The 15159-nt window shown below is 67.6% G+C and carries 16 protein-coding genes; 10 read left to right on the top strand and 6 right to left on the bottom strand.

What is annotated here, in order from left to right:
- Positions 1-3: 3 nt before the first annotated feature.
- The 10 genes from QMX80_RS03870 to QMX80_RS03915 all read left to right on the top strand — a co-directional run bounded on the left by QMX80_RS03870 (position 4) and on the right by QMX80_RS03915 (position 10876).
- Positions 4-330, top strand: a complete 327-nt coding sequence (locus QMX80_RS03870) for a hypothetical protein (protein ID WP_033474856.1) — start codon at positions 4-6, stop codon at positions 328-330.
- Positions 327-1715 carry a P-type conjugative transfer protein TrbL gene (trbL, locus tag QMX80_RS03875; RefSeq protein WP_282275386.1) on the top strand — a complete coding sequence of 463 codons (1389 nt, stop codon included), beginning with the start codon at positions 327-329 and terminating at the stop codon, positions 1713-1715. The genes QMX80_RS03870 and trbL overlap by 4 nt, the downstream gene beginning before the upstream one ends.
- 16 nt (positions 1716-1731) lie before the next feature.
- Entirely contained in the window at positions 1732-2436 is a 705-nt protein-coding gene (gene trbF / locus QMX80_RS03880; protein ID WP_033474858.1) for a conjugal transfer protein TrbF, read from the top strand.
- On the top strand, positions 2433-3422 hold the full coding sequence (gene trbG / locus QMX80_RS03885; protein WP_033474859.1) for a P-type conjugative transfer protein TrbG: 990 nt from the start codon (positions 2433-2435) through the stop codon (positions 3420-3422). Before trbF ends, trbG begins: the two co-directional genes overlap by 4 nt.
- Before the next feature lie 2 nt (positions 3423-3424).
- Positions 3425-4717 carry a TrbI/VirB10 family protein gene (locus QMX80_RS03890; protein WP_282275387.1) on the top strand — a complete coding sequence of 431 codons (1293 nt, stop codon included), beginning with the start codon at positions 3425-3427 and terminating at the stop codon, positions 4715-4717.
- On the top strand, positions 4714-4953 hold the full coding sequence (locus tag QMX80_RS03895; protein ID WP_033474861.1) for a DUF2274 domain-containing protein: 240 nt from the start codon (positions 4714-4716) through the stop codon (positions 4951-4953). The genes QMX80_RS03890 and QMX80_RS03895 overlap by 4 nt, the downstream gene beginning before the upstream one ends.
- A gap of 43 nt (positions 4954-4996) precedes the next feature.
- On the top strand, positions 4997-5653 hold the full coding sequence (locus QMX80_RS03900) for a TetR/AcrR family transcriptional regulator (RefSeq protein WP_282275388.1): 657 nt from the start codon (positions 4997-4999) through the stop codon (positions 5651-5653).
- Positions 5654-5684: 31 nt separating this feature from the next.
- Positions 5685-6551, top strand: coding sequence for a 3-hydroxyacyl-CoA dehydrogenase (locus QMX80_RS03905; RefSeq protein ID WP_033474862.1), 867 nt, complete (start codon positions 5685-5687; stop codon positions 6549-6551).
- Positions 6552-6575: 24 nt separating this feature from the next.
- The gene (locus QMX80_RS03910) at positions 6576-8345 is read left to right on the top strand and encodes an oleate hydratase (protein ID WP_033474863.1); all 1770 of its coding nucleotides are present in this window, start codon (positions 6576-6578) and stop codon (positions 8343-8345) included.
- Between the two features lie 107 nt (positions 8346-8452).
- Positions 8453-10876 carry a heavy metal translocating P-type ATPase gene (locus QMX80_RS03915; RefSeq protein ID WP_239505162.1) on the top strand — a complete coding sequence of 808 codons (2424 nt, stop codon included), beginning with the start codon at positions 8453-8455 and terminating at the stop codon, positions 10874-10876.
- A 103-nt stretch (positions 10877-10979) separates the two neighbouring features.
- On the opposite strand, the gene QMX80_RS03920 is transcribed toward QMX80_RS03915, so the two are convergent.
- From QMX80_RS03920 to QMX80_RS03945, 6 genes are all read right to left on the bottom strand, one after another.
- Positions 10980-11957 carry a zinc-binding dehydrogenase gene (locus QMX80_RS03920; protein WP_033474915.1) on the bottom strand — a complete coding sequence of 326 codons (978 nt, stop codon included), beginning with the start codon at positions 11955-11957 and terminating at the stop codon, positions 10980-10982.
- Positions 11958-11973: 16 nt separating this feature from the next.
- The gene (locus QMX80_RS03925; protein WP_033474864.1) at positions 11974-12384 is read right to left on the bottom strand and encodes an organic hydroperoxide resistance protein; all 411 of its coding nucleotides are present in this window, start codon (positions 12382-12384) and stop codon (positions 11974-11976) included.
- Positions 12385-12430: 46 nt separating this feature from the next.
- Positions 12431-12760 carry an aldehyde dehydrogenase family protein gene (locus QMX80_RS03930; RefSeq protein WP_033474865.1) on the bottom strand — a complete coding sequence of 110 codons (330 nt, stop codon included), beginning with the start codon at positions 12758-12760 and terminating at the stop codon, positions 12431-12433.
- Complete coding sequence (locus QMX80_RS03935; RefSeq protein WP_033474866.1) at positions 12757-13452, bottom strand: type 1 glutamine amidotransferase domain-containing protein; 696 nt, start codon at positions 13450-13452, stop codon at positions 12757-12759. The genes QMX80_RS03930 and QMX80_RS03935 overlap by 4 nt, the downstream gene beginning before the upstream one ends.
- Positions 13453-13467: 15 nt before the next feature.
- Positions 13468-14106 (bottom strand): TetR/AcrR family transcriptional regulator, encoded by a 639-nt coding sequence (locus QMX80_RS03940; protein ID WP_081044035.1) that lies wholly within the window; start codon positions 14104-14106, stop codon positions 13468-13470.
- A 74-nt stretch (positions 14107-14180) separates the two neighbouring features.
- Positions 14181-15083, bottom strand: coding sequence for a LysR substrate-binding domain-containing protein (locus tag QMX80_RS03945; protein ID WP_033474867.1), 903 nt, complete (start codon positions 15081-15083; stop codon positions 14181-14183).
- Between the last annotated feature and the right edge of the window lie 76 nt (positions 15084-15159).

Below are 15159 nucleotides of genomic sequence, written 5' to 3' on the forward strand. Positions count from 1 at the left end.
GCCATGCGATGCGTTTTCTTCCTGCTGCCCGTGCTGCTGGTCGCTTGCAGCCAGCAGCCGACCGAAGACCTGGCCGCCACCTTGGCCGCCGATCCCGTGCGGCTCAAGGCGCTGCGTGCCCGATGCGCAACCGACCTGCAAGCCGCAGGCGAAGGCGCCTGCCGCGCCACCGCCGAAGCCTTCCGGCAGCGCTTCTTCGCCGGCCAGACCGGGCCAGACGAGTACCGGGCGCTGGCCGACTTGCCGCCGATTCCGCCGAGCTTCGATACGCCCGCCGACGACGTACACGAAGGCGACGCGCCACCCGCATCGCCGGAGGACGTGCCATGAACGACGTGACGGTGATCGACCGCTTTCTCGATACTTTCTCGCGCTACATCGACTCGGGCTTTGGGCTGCTGCAGGGAGAAGTCGCGTTCCTCACCGCCACGCTGATCGTCATCGACATGACCATCGCCGGGCTCTACTGGGCGATGAGCCATGCCACCGGCCAGGGCGATGACGTGATCGCCAAGCTGCTGCGCAAGGTGCTCTACGTCGGTGCCTTCGCCTACATCATCAACAACTTCAACTGGCTGGCCAGCATCGTCTTCCGCTCGTTCGCGGGCCTGGGCCTGACGGCCAGCGGCTCGACGATGAGCATGGGCGAGTTCCTGCAACCAGGACGCCTGGCCAAAACCGGCATCGACTCGGCGGCCCCCATCCTTGAGCAGATCAGCGACATGGCGGGCTTCCCCGAGGTATTCGTGAACATGACGCCCATCGTCGTCATGTTCCTGGCCTGGGCGGTGGTGATCCTGTGCTTCTTCGTGCTGGCGATCCAGCTTTTCATCACGCTGATCGAGTTCAAGCTGACCACGCTCGCGGGCTTCGTGCTGGTGCCGTTTGCACTGTGGAACAAGACCAGCTTTCTCGCCGAGAAAGTGCTGGGTAACGTCGTGTCTTCAGGCATCAAGGTGCTGGTGCTGGCCGTCATCGTCGGTATCGGCTCAGGCCTGTTCGCCGAGTTCCAGGTGCATCCGTCCGAGCCGTCCATCGACCATGCGGTGGTCATCATGCTGGCCTCGCTCACGCTGCTGGCGTTGGGAATCTTCGGCCCTGGCATTGCCACCGGGCTGGTCTCCGGCGCACCACAGTTGGGTGCCGGGGCGATGGCCGGTGCTGCGATTGGTGCCGCAGGCGCGGCGGTGGCCGTGGGGGCCACTGCCACCGGCGTGGGCGGTGCGGTCATGGCCGGAGCGCGCATGGCACCGGCTGCCGCCAAACTCGCCGGGGCTGGCGCGCGGGCCGCGACCTCGGCGGCTGGCAGCGCGAAGTCGGCATTCCAAGCTGGTTCCGCCGCTGCGGGCGGCGGAGCCAAGGGAGCGATGGCAGGGCTGGGTGATGTCGCCAAGGGCGGTGCACAGGCGGCAGGCCAGCGCGCCGGTGCTGGCATCAAAACGGCGGCAGCCAAGGCCGCTGCGCCATTCAAAGCAGGCTGGCAAGGCTCTGGCGCAGATGGTGGCTCAGGCGGTGGCACTACTGGGCCAGCCGCCACGGGTGATGCCGCTGGCACCACGGCCACCGCACAGAAGCAGGAACAACCCGGCTGGGCAAAGCGCCTGCAACGCCGCCAACGACTCACCCAGGCCACCACCACTGCCGCCCACACGCTGCGCGGTGGCGATGGCGGCGGCTCCGGGCAAGGCCCGAGCCTGCGCGATTCCGATAGCTGACTTTAAGGAGAACCCCATGCGATTCAAGCGACCGCAGGTGCGCTATGCCGACACGCCGCAGCCTGCTACTCCCTATCAAGCTGCCGCCCAGGTGTGGGACGACCGTATCGGCTCGGCCCGTGTGCAGGCGAAGAACTGGCGGCTGATGGCCTTCGGCTGCCTGGTGCTCGCGCTGCTGATGGCCGGCGGCCTGGTGTGGCGCTCGGCCCAATCCATCGTCACGCCCTATGTCATCGAGGTCGATCAGGCCGGCCAGGTACGTGCGGTCGGCGAAGCCGCTACGCCGTACCGGCCCGCCGATGCACAAATCGCTTTCCATCTGGCGCACTTCATCGGCCTGGTTCGATCGCTGTCCATCGACCCGGTCGTCGTGCGCCAGAACTGGCTCGATGCATACGACTACACCACCGACCGGGGCGCGGCGGTGCTCAACGACCATGCCCGCACCAACGACCCGTTCGCCCGCATTGGCAAGGAGTCGGTGACGGTGCAGATCACCAGCGTCGTGCGCGCCAGCGACACGTCTTTCAACGTGCGTTGGACGGAACGCCGCTACGTCAATGGCGCAGCTGCGGGGCTGGAGCGATGGACGGCCGTGGTGTCCATCGTCCTGCAAACCCCGCGCACCGAACAGCGCCTACGCCGCAACCCGCTGGGCATCTACGTCAACGGCCTGTCGTGGAGCCGTGAACTGGATTCTTCTGAAGGAGTGAAGCCATGAATGCGCTTTTCCGCAAATCCGCCTTGCCGGGGATTCTTTTTGCCTTGGCCGGCTGCGCCTCGCAGGGCAAACCGCCGCCGACCATCTCGCTCGATGAGCCGGTGCTGGCCCAGCCATTGCCCGAACCGCCCATGCCGATGGAAGTCGTCGCCGTCCCCGAACCGCTGCCGATGCCGGCGCAGTTGAAGCCGTTGCCCGAGGCCGAGGACGCTGAACCTGCACCAGAGCCTGCCGACGAGAAGGTGCGCGTCTCCCGCGCCAACGCGGAGGCGCGCATCGCACCGACCCGTGAGGGCTACGTCAATGCGATCCAGGTCTGGCCGTTCACTGACGGTGCGCTGTACCAGGTCTATGCGTCGGTGGGCCGCGTGACGGTGATCGCGCTCCAGCCCGGCGAGGAACTGGTGACGGTCGCTGCGGGCGATACCGTGCGCTGGATCGTGGGCGACACCTCCAGCGGCAGCGGGGCCGATCTGCGCGTCAATGTGCTGGTCAAGCCTATCCGTTCCAGCTTGAAGACCAATCTGGTCATCACCACCAGCCGCAGGACGTACCTGCTGGAACTGATCTCGACCGACAAGGCATGGATGGCATCGGTGTCCTGGGACTACCCCAGGGATCGGATGCTGGCCTTGCAGCGCCAAGCACAGGCTGCCAACGCTGCCGCGCCGGTAGATGTGGGCCTGTCGTTGGAGAACATCCGTTTTCGCTATGCAATCAGCGGCAGCAATCCACCGTGGAAGCCGCTGCGCGCCTTCGACGATGGCGAGAAGGTCTATATCCAGTTCCCGCCGGGCATCGCCCAAGGCGAGCTGCCGCCGCTGTTCGTCATCGGCGCGCAGGGCGACGGGCAACTGGTGAACTACCGCTTCCGCCCGCCGTACTACATCGTTGATCGGCTGTTCGGTGCGGCTGAACTGCGCCTGGGCGGGGATAAGGGCGACGTGGTGCGCATCGAGCGCACGGATGGTACGCGGAGGAACTGACCATGAGCCAGGACGACACTCCCGACGTTGCCGTGCCGCAGGCGGGCAAGGTCGAACCCGAGGCGGTGGCGCTGCGCGCCCAGCCGCGTCCGGTCACACGGCTGAACCGGCGCACGCTGGCCATCCTCGCCGGCGGCCTGTCGGTCGTCGTGCTCGGCGCGTTGATGTGGTCTTTGCAACCGCAGCGGCGCGCGGCCAACGAGCAGACCGAGCTTTACAACGTGGATCGCGTTTCACGCTCCGAAGGACTCGACCAGCTTCCGGCCGACTATTCCAAGCTGCCGCCGACCTTGCTCCCCGACGTGCCCGAGCTGGGGCCGCCGCTGCCGGGCGACCTTGGGCCGGCCATCGTGAACTCGCAGCAGCCGGCCGTGGCCGCCTACGCCACACCCGGTCACGACCCGGCCGAGGCGGAACGCTTGGCGCGGTTAAAGGAGGCCGAGGAAGCGGCTGCATCGTCGGTGTTTTTCCGCACCGGCACCCAGCAAGCCGCGCCGGTGGCGCAGTCGCAGGTGGCCGCCGCGCCGGGCTTCGCCGCCAATGCGGCCTTCGACCCGATGGCAGCCGGGCCGGCTTCGACGGCGGCCCAGCCCGCCGACCCGACGGCCGTGCAGAACAGGCAAGACCAGAAAGAGGCGTTCCAGCAAGCCGGAACCACGGAAACCCGTAATTCCGGCAACCTGCAAATGCCCGCATCGCCGTATCAGGTGATGGCCGGAACGGTGGTCGCCGGGGCGCTGGTTACGGGCATCAAGTCGGACTTGCCCGGCGACGTGATCGCCACAGTGACGGAGCCGGTCTATGACACGGCCACCGGGCGCTTCCTGCTGATTCCGCAGGGTTCGCGCATCCTCGGCCGCTACAACAGCCAGGTCAGCTACGGGCAGAGCCGCGTTCAAGTCGTCTGGAACCGGATCATCCTGCCCGACACGTCCTCGCTCACGCTCGACAACCTGGCCGGCACCGACCCGGCCGGCTACGCGGGCCTGGAGGATGGCGTCGATTGGCATTGGGATCGCATCTTCGCCGGTGCGGTGCTGACCACGCTGTTAGGCGTCGGCGCCGAGCTGGCCGCGCCGGAGAACCGCCAGGACGGCGATCGCATCATCATCGCCGGGCGCGACAGTGCGCAGGACAGCATCAATCAGGTCGGCCAGGAGATGACCCGGCGCAACCTCAACATCCAGCCCACCTTGACCGAGCGACCGGGCCTGCCGGTTCGCATCATCGTCAATCGGGATCTCGTGCTGCGGCCGTACCAGCCGTTGTTCTTCAATCGGGGGGCTTCGCGATGAGCACGACCAAAAGGCTGCGGCTGGGGCCGCTGCCCAAGACCGAAAGCGTCAAGCTGACCTTCGCTTGCCCGGCCGGCCTGAAAGCCGACCTCGACCGCTACGCCGCGCTGCACGCGCAGACGTATGGCGAGGCGGTCGATGCAGCGACGCTGATCCCGCACATGCTGGAGGCGTTCATCGCGGGGGATCGGGGGTTTCCGGGCGGCAGGAGAAACCGGGCGCGATTGCGACAATAATTGAGTACACTCATAAATGAGCAAACTCAGTCAATCGCCATCCATGATCACGACCGACGCGCTCGCCCGACCCGGTCGGCGCGACCGCAACATGCAGGACAAGCATGGCCGCATCTTCCAGGCGGCCGCAGCGCTGTTCGAGGCGCATGGCTATGCCGGCGTCACCACGCAGGCGATCTCCGAGCGCGCCGACGTCGGCGCGGGCACGCTGTTCCGCTACGCGTCCTCCAAGGACGAACTGCTGCTGATGGTTCTTAACCAGGCGTTGCGCGCGGCGCTGGCACAGGGCGCCGCGCGGGCCCGTGGATTGCGCGACCCGGTGGACATCGCGGTGGCGATGGTCGCGCCCATCCTGCAATTGGGCGGCCGGCATGCGGAGAACCTGGCGGTCTACCAGCGCCAGCTGATGTTCGGCGCCCCGGGCGAGAAATACCGCAACGAAGGCCTGGCACTGCTGGCCGGGCTGGAGGCGGCCGTGGCCGCCGGCCTGCTCGAGCAGGCCGGCGCGCGCGGCCTGCCGGCACGCCCGGAGCTGGCGCGAGTGGCCAGCATCTCGATCTTCGGCGCTGCGCATCTGGCGGTCTCGCGCGCCTCCACCGGCGCCTATCCCGGCCATGTCCCGATGGACGACCTGCGCGCGCAGGTCCGGCAAATCGTGGACGGCTATTTCGCGGGCCTGGCTACCGAAGGGCCAGCCTAGCCCTGTTCCCTTCGATACAAGGAGTTGTGCTTTGGACAAGATTAACAAGGTGACGGTGCTGGGCACGGGCGTGCTGGGTTCGCAGATCGCGTTCCAGACCGCCTACAGCGGCTTCGAGGTATCGGTCTACGACATCGACGAGGCGGCCATCGCCAAGGCGCGGCAGCGCCTGGACGGGCTGGTCGAAACCTACGAGGAGGAGGTGGCCGGCGCCGACGGCGACAAGCTGCACGCCGCATTGGCGCGCATCGCCTTGCACACCGACCTGGGTGCGGCCGTGGCCGATGCCGACCTGGTGATCGAGGCCATCCCCGAAGTGCTGGAACTCAAGCGCCAGACCTACGCCAGGCTGGACCGGCTGGCGCCGGAGAAGACCATCTTCGCCACCAACTCGTCCACGCTGCTGCCGAGCGCGATCCAGGACGCCACCGGCCGACCCGACCGCTTCATCGCCCTGCATTTCGCCAACCAGATCTGGAAGTACAACACCGCCGAGGTGATGGGCACGCAGGACACCGACCCGAAGGTGTTCGACGCGCTGCTGGCTTTCGCCGCCGACATCGGCATGGTGCCCATCGCGCTGCATAAAGAAAAAGCGGGCTACGTGCTCAACTCGCTGCTGGTGCCGCTGCTCAACGCGGCCGCCGAGCTGGCCGCCGGCGGCTATGCCGACCCGCACGACGTGGACAAGGTCTGGCGCATCGCCACCGGCGCGCCGCTGGGGCCGTTCCAGATCTACGACATCATCGGCCTGACTACGCCCTACAACATCCTGTCCCACGGCAACACCCACACCCAGCAGCTGGCGGCCTGGCTGAAGGAGCACTACATCGACCACGGCAAGCTCGGCGTCGCCTCCGGCGAGGGCTTCTACCGCTACGACAAGACCCCGAACTGACCCCTCATAAGGAAAGGACAACGCATGTACTACAGCAGCGGCAACTACGAAGCCTTCGCCCGCCCGCGCAAGCCGGCCGGGGTGGAGAACAAGACCGCCTGGTTCGTCGGCTCGGGCCTGGCTTCGCTGGCCGGCGCGGCCTTCCTGGTGCGCGACGGACACATGCCCGGCGAGCGCATCACCATCCTGGAGCAGCAGGCGATCGCCGGCGGTGCGCTCGATGGGCTGGACGTGCCCGAGAAGGGTTTCGTGATCCGCGGCGGGCGCGAGATGGAGGACCACTTCGAGTGCCTGTGGGACCTGTTCCGCTCGATCCCCTCGCTGGAGATCGAAGGTGCCAGCGTGCTCGACGAGTTCTACTGGCTCAACAAGGACGATCCCAACTACTCGCTGCAACGCGCCACGGTGAACCAAGGCGAAGATGCGCGCACCGATGGCCTGTTCACGCTCAGCGAGCAGGCGCAGAAGGACGTGATCAAGCTGTTCCTGGCCACGCGCGAGGAGATGGAGAACAAGCGCATCGACGAGGTGCTGGGCCGCGACTTCCTCGACAGCAACTTCTGGCTCTACTGGCGCACCATGTTCGCCTTCGAGGAATGGCACTCGGCGCTAGAGATGAAGCTGTATCTGCACCGCTTCATCCACCACATCGGCGGGTTGCCGGACTTCTCGGCATTGAAGTTCACCAAGTACAACCAGTACGAGTCGCTGGTGCTGCCGCTGGTGAAGTGGCTTCAAGGCCACGGGGTGAAGTTCCAGTACGGCACCGAGGTGACCGACGTCGATTTCGACATCGCCCCGGGCCGCAAGCAGGCCACCCGCATCCACTGGAAGCGCGACGGCGCCGATGGTGGCGTGGACCTTGGCCCGGACGACCTGGTGTTCATGACCATCGGCTCGCTGACCGAGAACTCGGACAACGGCGACCACCACACCCCAGCCAGGCTCGATGAAGGCCCGGCCCCGGCCTGGGACCTGTGGCGCCGCATCGCGGCCAGGGCACCGGACTTCGGCCGCCCGGATGTGTTCGGCGCGCATATTCCCGAGACCAAGTGGGAGTCGGCCACCGTCACCACGCTGGACGCGCGCATCCCGCAGTACATCCAGAAGATCGCCAGGCGCGACCCGTTCAGCGGCAAGGTGGTCACCGGCGGCATCGTCAGCGTCAAGGATTCGAGCTGGCTGCTGAGCTGGACGGTCAACCGCCAGCCACATTTCAAGAAACAGCCCAAGGACCAGATCGTGGTCTGGGTGTACTCGCTGTTCGTGGACACGCCCGGCGACTACGTCAAAAAGCCGATGCAGGCGTGCACCGGCGAGGAGATCACCCGCGAGTGGCTGTACCACCTGGGCGTGCCGGTGGAGCAGATCGACGAACTGGCCGCGACCGGCGCCAAGACGGTGCCGGTGATGATGCCGTACATCACCGCGTTCTTCATGCCGCGCCAGGCCGGCGACCGGCCCGACGTGGTGCCGGAAGGCGCGGTCAACTTCGCCTTCATCGGCCAGTTCGCCGAGTCCCGGCAGCGCGACTGCATCTTCACCACCGAATACTCGGTGCGCACGCCTATGGAAGCGGTGTATACCCTGCTGGGTGTGGAGCGCGGCGTGCCAGAGGTGTTCAATTCCACCTACGACGTGCGCACGCTGCTGGCGGCGACCGGCCGCCTGCGCGACGGCAAGGTACTGGACATTCCCGGCCCGGCGTTCCTGCGCAACCTGCTGATGAACCGGCTCGACAAGACCCAGATCGGCGCGCTGCTGCGGGAGTTCAAGCTGGTCACCGAAGATTGAAAACGCCGCGCGTGTAGACGCACGGCCTCATGCCGGGAGGCTCCATGCACACACCTCATCCGCCTGCCGGTCAGGCAAGCACAAGCGACAAGACCACCAGCCCACAGGTGGAGCATGGCCCTGGTGCGCACGGCCCTGGCAGCGCGCACCAGGTCACGCCGTTGCACGACCCGGTCTGCGGCATGGCGGTATCCGGGGACTCGCCGCACCGCGTCGAGCATGCCGGGGCCACGCAGGTGTTCTGCAGCGCCCGCTGCCTTGAGAAGTTCGTCGCCGAGCCCGATCGGTATCTCGCGCCCGTGCAGGCGACCGCTGCGGTGCCATCCGCCCCTGGCGGGCACGGGGCACACCATGGCGAACATGCCGCACCGGCCGCTTCTGCCTCGCAGGCAACAGGGGCGCCGTCTCGCGCCGGGATGCTCTACACCTGCCCCATGCACCCGGAGATCCGCCAGGACCACCCCGGCACCTGCCCAAAGTGCGGCATGGCCCTGGAGCCGGAATTGCCCAGCCTGGAAGACGACGACAACCCCGAGCTGAAGGACTTCTCGCGCCGCTTCTGGTGGACGCTGCCGCTGTCGGTGGTGGTCATGCTGCTGGCAATGGCCGGCCACCGGCTGCACCTGTTCGACATGGCGACCCAGAGCTGGGTGGAACTGGTGCTGGCCGCGCCCGTGGTGCTTTGGGCCGGCGCACCGTTCTTCCAGCGCGGCTGGCAATCGCTGGTCCATCGCAGCCCCAACATGTGGACGCTGATCGGCCTGGGCACCGGCGCAGCCTTCGTCTACAGCGTGGTGGCCACCGTGGCGCCGGGCGTCTTCCCCGCGTCCTTCGTCTCGATGGGGCGGGTCAACGTCTACTTCGAGGCGGCGGCGGTGATCATCTCGCTGACGCTGCTGGGACAGATGCTGGAACTGCGCGCGCGTTCGCAGACCTCGGCAGCGATCAGGTCACTGCTGGGGTTGGCGCCCAAGACCGCCCGGCGCGTGCGCGAGGATGGCACGGAGGAGGACGTGCCGCTGACCCACGTGCAGGTGGGCGACCGCCTGCGCGTGCGGCCCGGCGAGAAGGTGCCGGTCGACGGCATCGTGCTCGAAGGCGCAAGCGCGCTCGACGAGTCCATGCTGACCGGCGAGCCGCTGCCGGTGACCAAGCGCGCAGGCGACCGGCTGATCGGCGCCACCCTCAACACCAGCGGCGCGCTGCTGATGCGCTGCGAGCGGGTCGGTACCGACTCCGTGCTGTCGCAGATCGTGCAGATGGTCGCCCAGGCGCAGCGCTCCAAGGCGCCCCTGCAACGCATGGCCGATGGCGTGGCCGGTTGGTTCGTGCTGGCCGTGGTCGGCGTGGCCATCGTCACCTTCTTCGCCTGGGGGCTGTTCGGCCCCGCCCAGGGCTGGGTGTTCGGCCTGATCAACGCGGTCTCGGTGCTCATCATCGCCTGCCCGTGCGCGCTGGGCCTGGCCACGCCGATGTCGATCATGGTGGCGACCGGGCGTGGCGCCAGCCAGGGCATCCTGTTCCGCGACGCGGCGGCCATCGAGAACCTGCGCAAGGTCGACACGCTGATCGTGGACAAGACCGGCACGCTGACCGAGGGCCGCCCGGCCTTCGACCGGGTGGTGCCCGCCGAGGGCTTCGCCGCCGAGGAGGTGCTGCGCCTGGCGGCCAGCCTGGACCAGGGCAGCGAGCACCCGCTGGCCGACGCCATCGTCCGCCAGGCGCGCGAACAGGGCATCGCCTTGGATGCGGTGGAGCAGTTCGACTCGGGCTCGGGCATCGGCGTGCAAGGCCGCGTCGCCGGCCGTTCGCTGGCGCTGGGCAACACCGCGCTGATGGCCCGGCTCGGCGTGGCCGTCGAGGTGCTGGCGGCGCCGGCCGAGGCCCTGCGCCGGGAAGGCGCCAGCGTCATGCACCTGGCCGTGGAGGATCGGCTGGCCGGGCTGCTGGCCGTTTCCGACCCGGTCAAGGCGAGTACGCCCGAAGCCCTGTCGGCGCTGCACGCGGCGGGTATCCGCATCGTCATGGCCACCGGCGACGGCGTGACCACCGCCCGCGCGGTGGCCGCGCGCCTGGGGATCGACGAGGTGCACGGCGAGGTCAAGCCCGAGGACAAGCTGGCGCTGGTCGAGCGCCTGCAGGCCGAGGGTCGGGTGGTGGCGATGGCCGGCGACGGCATCAACGACGCCCCGGCGCTGGCGCGCGCCGACGTCGGCATCGCCATGGGCACCGGCACCGACGTGGCGATGAACAGCGCCCAGGTGACCCTGGTCAAGGGCGATTTGCGCGGCATCGCCGTGGCGCGCGGGCTGTCGCAGGCCACGGTGGCCAACATGCGCCAGAACCTGGCGTTCGCGCTGGTCTACAACGGCCTGGGCGTGCCGCTGGCCGCCGGCGTGCTTTACCCGCTGACCGGCTGGCTGCTCTCGCCGATGTTCGCGGCCCTGGCCATGAGCCTGAGCTCGGCCTCGGTGGTGGGCAATGCGCTGCGGCTGCGCGCCCAGCGTATCAATCCAAGCCGAACTGGCTGATCCCGCACATGCTGGAGACGTTCATCGCGGGGATCGGGTTTCAAGAAGAGGCGCATTCCACAGGCACGATCGCCAAAACACAGCGAATGGGAAAACCCCTTTCTCATGGCTTCAGCAAGACCTTGCCCTTGCGCCCCGGTTGCAGGCTGGCGGCCGCGGCCTGGGCTGCATCGGCCAGGTCGTAGATCGCCTCGACCGGCAGCAACAGTTCACCGGCCAGCGTGCGCTGCAACAGTTCGCCCACCAGCCGGCGCTTGTCATCCGCCGACAAAGCCTGGCTGACCTTGCTGCCCCAGAAACCCTTGACCGTGGCCTGCTTGAAGATGAGTGAGCCCGAGTCGATCTGCATCGGCTCTCCTGCCATCGTGCCGAAGGAAACAAGCGTGCCGCCTTCGCCCAGCAGGCCCAGCAGCGCTGCACTGGCCGCGCCGCCGATGGAGTCGACGGCCGCGTGGGCCAGGGTGGAGCCAAGGAGCGCGCGGGCGCGTTCCTGCCACTCCGGCTGCGCAGTGGAAATGACGTTGCCGATGCCCAGGGCCGCCAGTTCGTCCACGCCCGCGTCGCGGCGCACCAGACTCAGCACCTGCACACCGCGTGCGGCGGCCAGCATGGCCAGCGTCTTGCCGACCGCGCCGTTGGCCGTGTTCTGCACGATCCACTGGCCCGGCTCGGCGTGCAGGAACTCCAGCAGCATCAACGCACTGAGCGGCATGGCGATGAGCTGCGCGGCGGTCTCGTCGGGCAGGGCCTGCGGCACCGGCACCAGCAGCCGCGCCGGGGCCAGGAAGTACTCGGCCCAGGTACCGTGTGCTGAGGCCACGGCAACACGCTGGCCGACGGTGGCGCCTTCGACACCCTCGCCCAGTGCATCGACGATGCCGACCGCCTCGCTGCCGCCGATGGCGGGAAGTTCCGGCTTGTAGCCGTAGCGGCCGCGGATCGTCCACAGGTCATGGTTGTGGATCGGCGCCAGCGAGGTCTTGATGCGGACTTCGCCCGCGCCAGGCTGCGGCACCTGACGGTCGCCGAGTTCGAGGACGTCGGCAGGCTCGCCAAATGTGGTGTGGATGGCACTGCGCATGATGCTGTTCTCCTGCTCAGGCCACGGAAACATGCAGGCGCACGTCGATATTGCCGCGCGTGGCATTTGAATACGGACACACCTGATGCGTGGCCTCCACCAGCTTGCGCGCAGCGGCCTCGTCCAGGCCCTGGACTTCCACATGCAAGTCCACGTCCAGTGCATAGCCGCCGGTGGCCGTCTGGCCGATGCCGACCTCCACCGAGGTGCGCGTCCCGGTCGGCGCCAGGCCCAGTTGCTTGGCGGCCACGGGCAAGGCGTTGTCGAAGCAGGCGGCGTAGCCCATGGCGAAAAGCTGCTCGGGGTTGGCGCCGGTCTTGCCGGAACCGGGCGTGGCCAGGTCGAGCGCCAGGCTGCCGTCGTCCAGCGCGGTGCGGCCGGAACGGCCGCCCGTGGCGGTGGCGCGGGTCTTGTAGAAGATCTTCATGGCTGGCTCCTGTTGGATGAGAGAGGCAAAGGATGAAAGCGGAACGTCACGCAACGCCGGCGAGCGCGGCCTGCGCCTGCGCCAGCGCGTCGGCATACGGTGCGCGCAAGCGCAGGTTGGACGCGCCATCGGCGCTTTGCACCACCACGGCCTTGGCGTAGCTGAAGCGACGGAAGCCGTGGATGCCGTGGTAGGCGCCCATGCCGGACGGGCGCACGCCGCCGAAAGGCACGCTTTCGACCACGGCATGCGTCATCACGTCGTTGATGACCGCGGCGCCGGAGGTGGTGCGGTCGAGAAACGCCTGCTGCCTGGCTGGATCGTTTCCGAAGTAATAGGCCGCCAGCGGACGCGGATGCGCGTTGTCTGCATTCATGACGCTTCTACGTCCCGCGCCAGCAGGGACAACAGCGCCTGGGCCACGCCCTCGGAACTGCCTGGGTTCTGCCCGGTGACCAGGCGGCCATCGGTGACGACGTGCGCCTGCCAGTCCGGGCCCTTCTGGTAGTGGCCGCCCAAGCGGATGAATTCGTCTTCGATCAGGAATGGCACGACGGCGCTCAGACCCACGGCCGCTTCCTCGCTGTTGGTGAAGCCGGTGACACGGCGTCCCGCGACGAGCGGCTGGCCGTTCGCTGCACGCACCTTCACCAGCGCGCCCGGCGCGTGGCAGACCAGGCCCAGCGGTTTGCCGGCGCGCTCGAAGGCTTCGAGCAAGGCGATGGAGGCGGGATCGTTGGCCAAATCCCACAACGGGCCGTGGCCGCCGGGGTAGAACACCGCATCGAAATCCGCGGCGTCCACCTGCGCAAGCGGTACGGTGGCAGCCAGGGCCGCTTGCGCCTGGACGTCCTGGCGAAAGCGTTCGGTCGCGGCCGTTTGCGCATCGGGTTCGTCGCTCTTGGGATCCAGCGGCGGCTGGCCGCCTGCGGGCGAAGCCAGCGTGATGGCGGCGCCGGCGTCCTTGAACACGTAGTAGGGGGCGGCGAACTCCTCCAGCCAGAAACCGGTCTTGTGGCCGGTATCGCCCAGGCGGTCGTGGGAAGTGAGTACGAACAGGATTTTCATAAAAAGCTCCAGGCGTTATCGGGAAAGTGCTTGGTCGGCCGCGATGTGCCGTGCCGTGCCGCAGGCCAGCAACTGCCCCGTGGCGTCGCGCGCCTGCGTCAAAGGCGTCTTGTCCTGGCTCAACTTCGCCAGCAGCGCCGCGCCCAGCCACATCTGGTAAAGCACCCGGGCCAATGCCGGCGATGGTGAGCCAGCAGGCAAGGAGCCGTCCGCGCGGGCTTCGTCGATCAGTGCCGCGATCCTTGCCAGAAGCCGTTGCACACCGGCATCGAGTACCCGGCGCATGTCTTCGGAAAGGTCGGCCACTTCCGCCGCCAGCTTCACCACCAGGCATTCGTCGGCCCATCCCTGTGCCGGATCGGCGGGATCTGCGATCCAGGCATCCCAATACCGCATCAGGCGCTCGTTGCCGTTGCCGGGCACCGAAAGCAGGCCATCGAGCTTGCGCGCGTAGCCATCGACGTACTGTTGCAGCAGCTCGCACCCGAAGGCTTCCTTCGACGGGAAGTAGTGATAGAACGAGCCCTTGGGCACGCCGCAGGCCTTGAGGATTTCGAGCAGCCCCAACGCGGAAAACCCTTTGTGCAGCACGAGCCGGTGCCCCGTATCGAGGATGTGCTGGCGTGTCGCTTCGGCTTTCTTGGTCAGGTGCATGCTGGGCATTATGCATTAAAATAGACCGGTCGTCTATATCTCGGATTCAATCAACACGAAGACAGCCATAGCGCCTATCGGTCCCGCAGCCCTCGCGGAGTAAACCGGCTTTGGCCGGCGCGTCGGGCCGCCTCGATCAGCGCCGTGCTGGCCGGGCTGTCCTTGCCGGCGAAAGCGTAGAAGCGCGCCGCCGGCAGTTCGGGCAGGCCATCCTCACCGCCCAGCACGCGCAAGCCTTCGCCGCGCTGGCTGTCGGCGATGACCGTGGCGGCGAAACCTGCCCGCGCCGCCGACAGGCAGCCTGCCATGCTGCTGCTCTCGAAGACGATGCGCCAGGTGCGATCCGTCTGGCCCAGCGCCGTGACCGCCGACTCCCGGTAGACGCACGGTTCGGGAAAGACCGCCAGCGGCAACGGTGCTTGCGCCGGCAACGGGTGATCGGCGGCAAACGCCCACACCAGCGGTTCTTCCCACAGCAGCGTGCCGCTACCTTCGACCCGGCTGCATTGCTTGCCGAACACCAGATCCAGGCGGCCACGTTCCTGCTGGCGCAGCAGGTCGGCGGTGATACCGACTTTCAATTCCACCGTGGCTTCGGGATGCCACTGGGCAAAGCGTTGCAGCACCTGGGGCAGCCAGGCACCGGCAAAGTCTTCCAAGGCGCCGATGCGCAGACGCCCGCGCAGCGGGGTGCCCCGCAGCTTGGCGCGGGCCTCGCGCTCCAGATCGAGGATGTTGCGGCCGTAGGCGTACAGGGTATCGCCCGCCTGGGTCAGCTCCAGCCGGCGCGTGGTGCGCGCCAGCAGGCTGGCACCGGCGATCTGTTCCAGCCGCCGCATGTGCCCGCTGACGGCAGAAGGCGTCAGCGCCAGCCGCTCGGCGGCGGTAGCGAAGCTGCCGCTGTCCACGATTTCGAGGAAGGTGCGCAGCAGTACCGTTTCCAGCGGCGGGCCATCGGCGATGGGAGATAGGTTCATTCAGTAATTCAACACGAAAAATCATCAATGATGAATGATTATTCTCCAATCAAATGGAGTCGTCCAGCTACGCTGG

The sequence above is a fragment of the Stenotrophomonas sp. PS02297 genome (assembly GCF_029959705.1).
Taxonomy (GTDB): Bacteria; Pseudomonadota; Gammaproteobacteria; order Xanthomonadales; family Xanthomonadaceae; genus Stenotrophomonas; species Stenotrophomonas nitritireducens.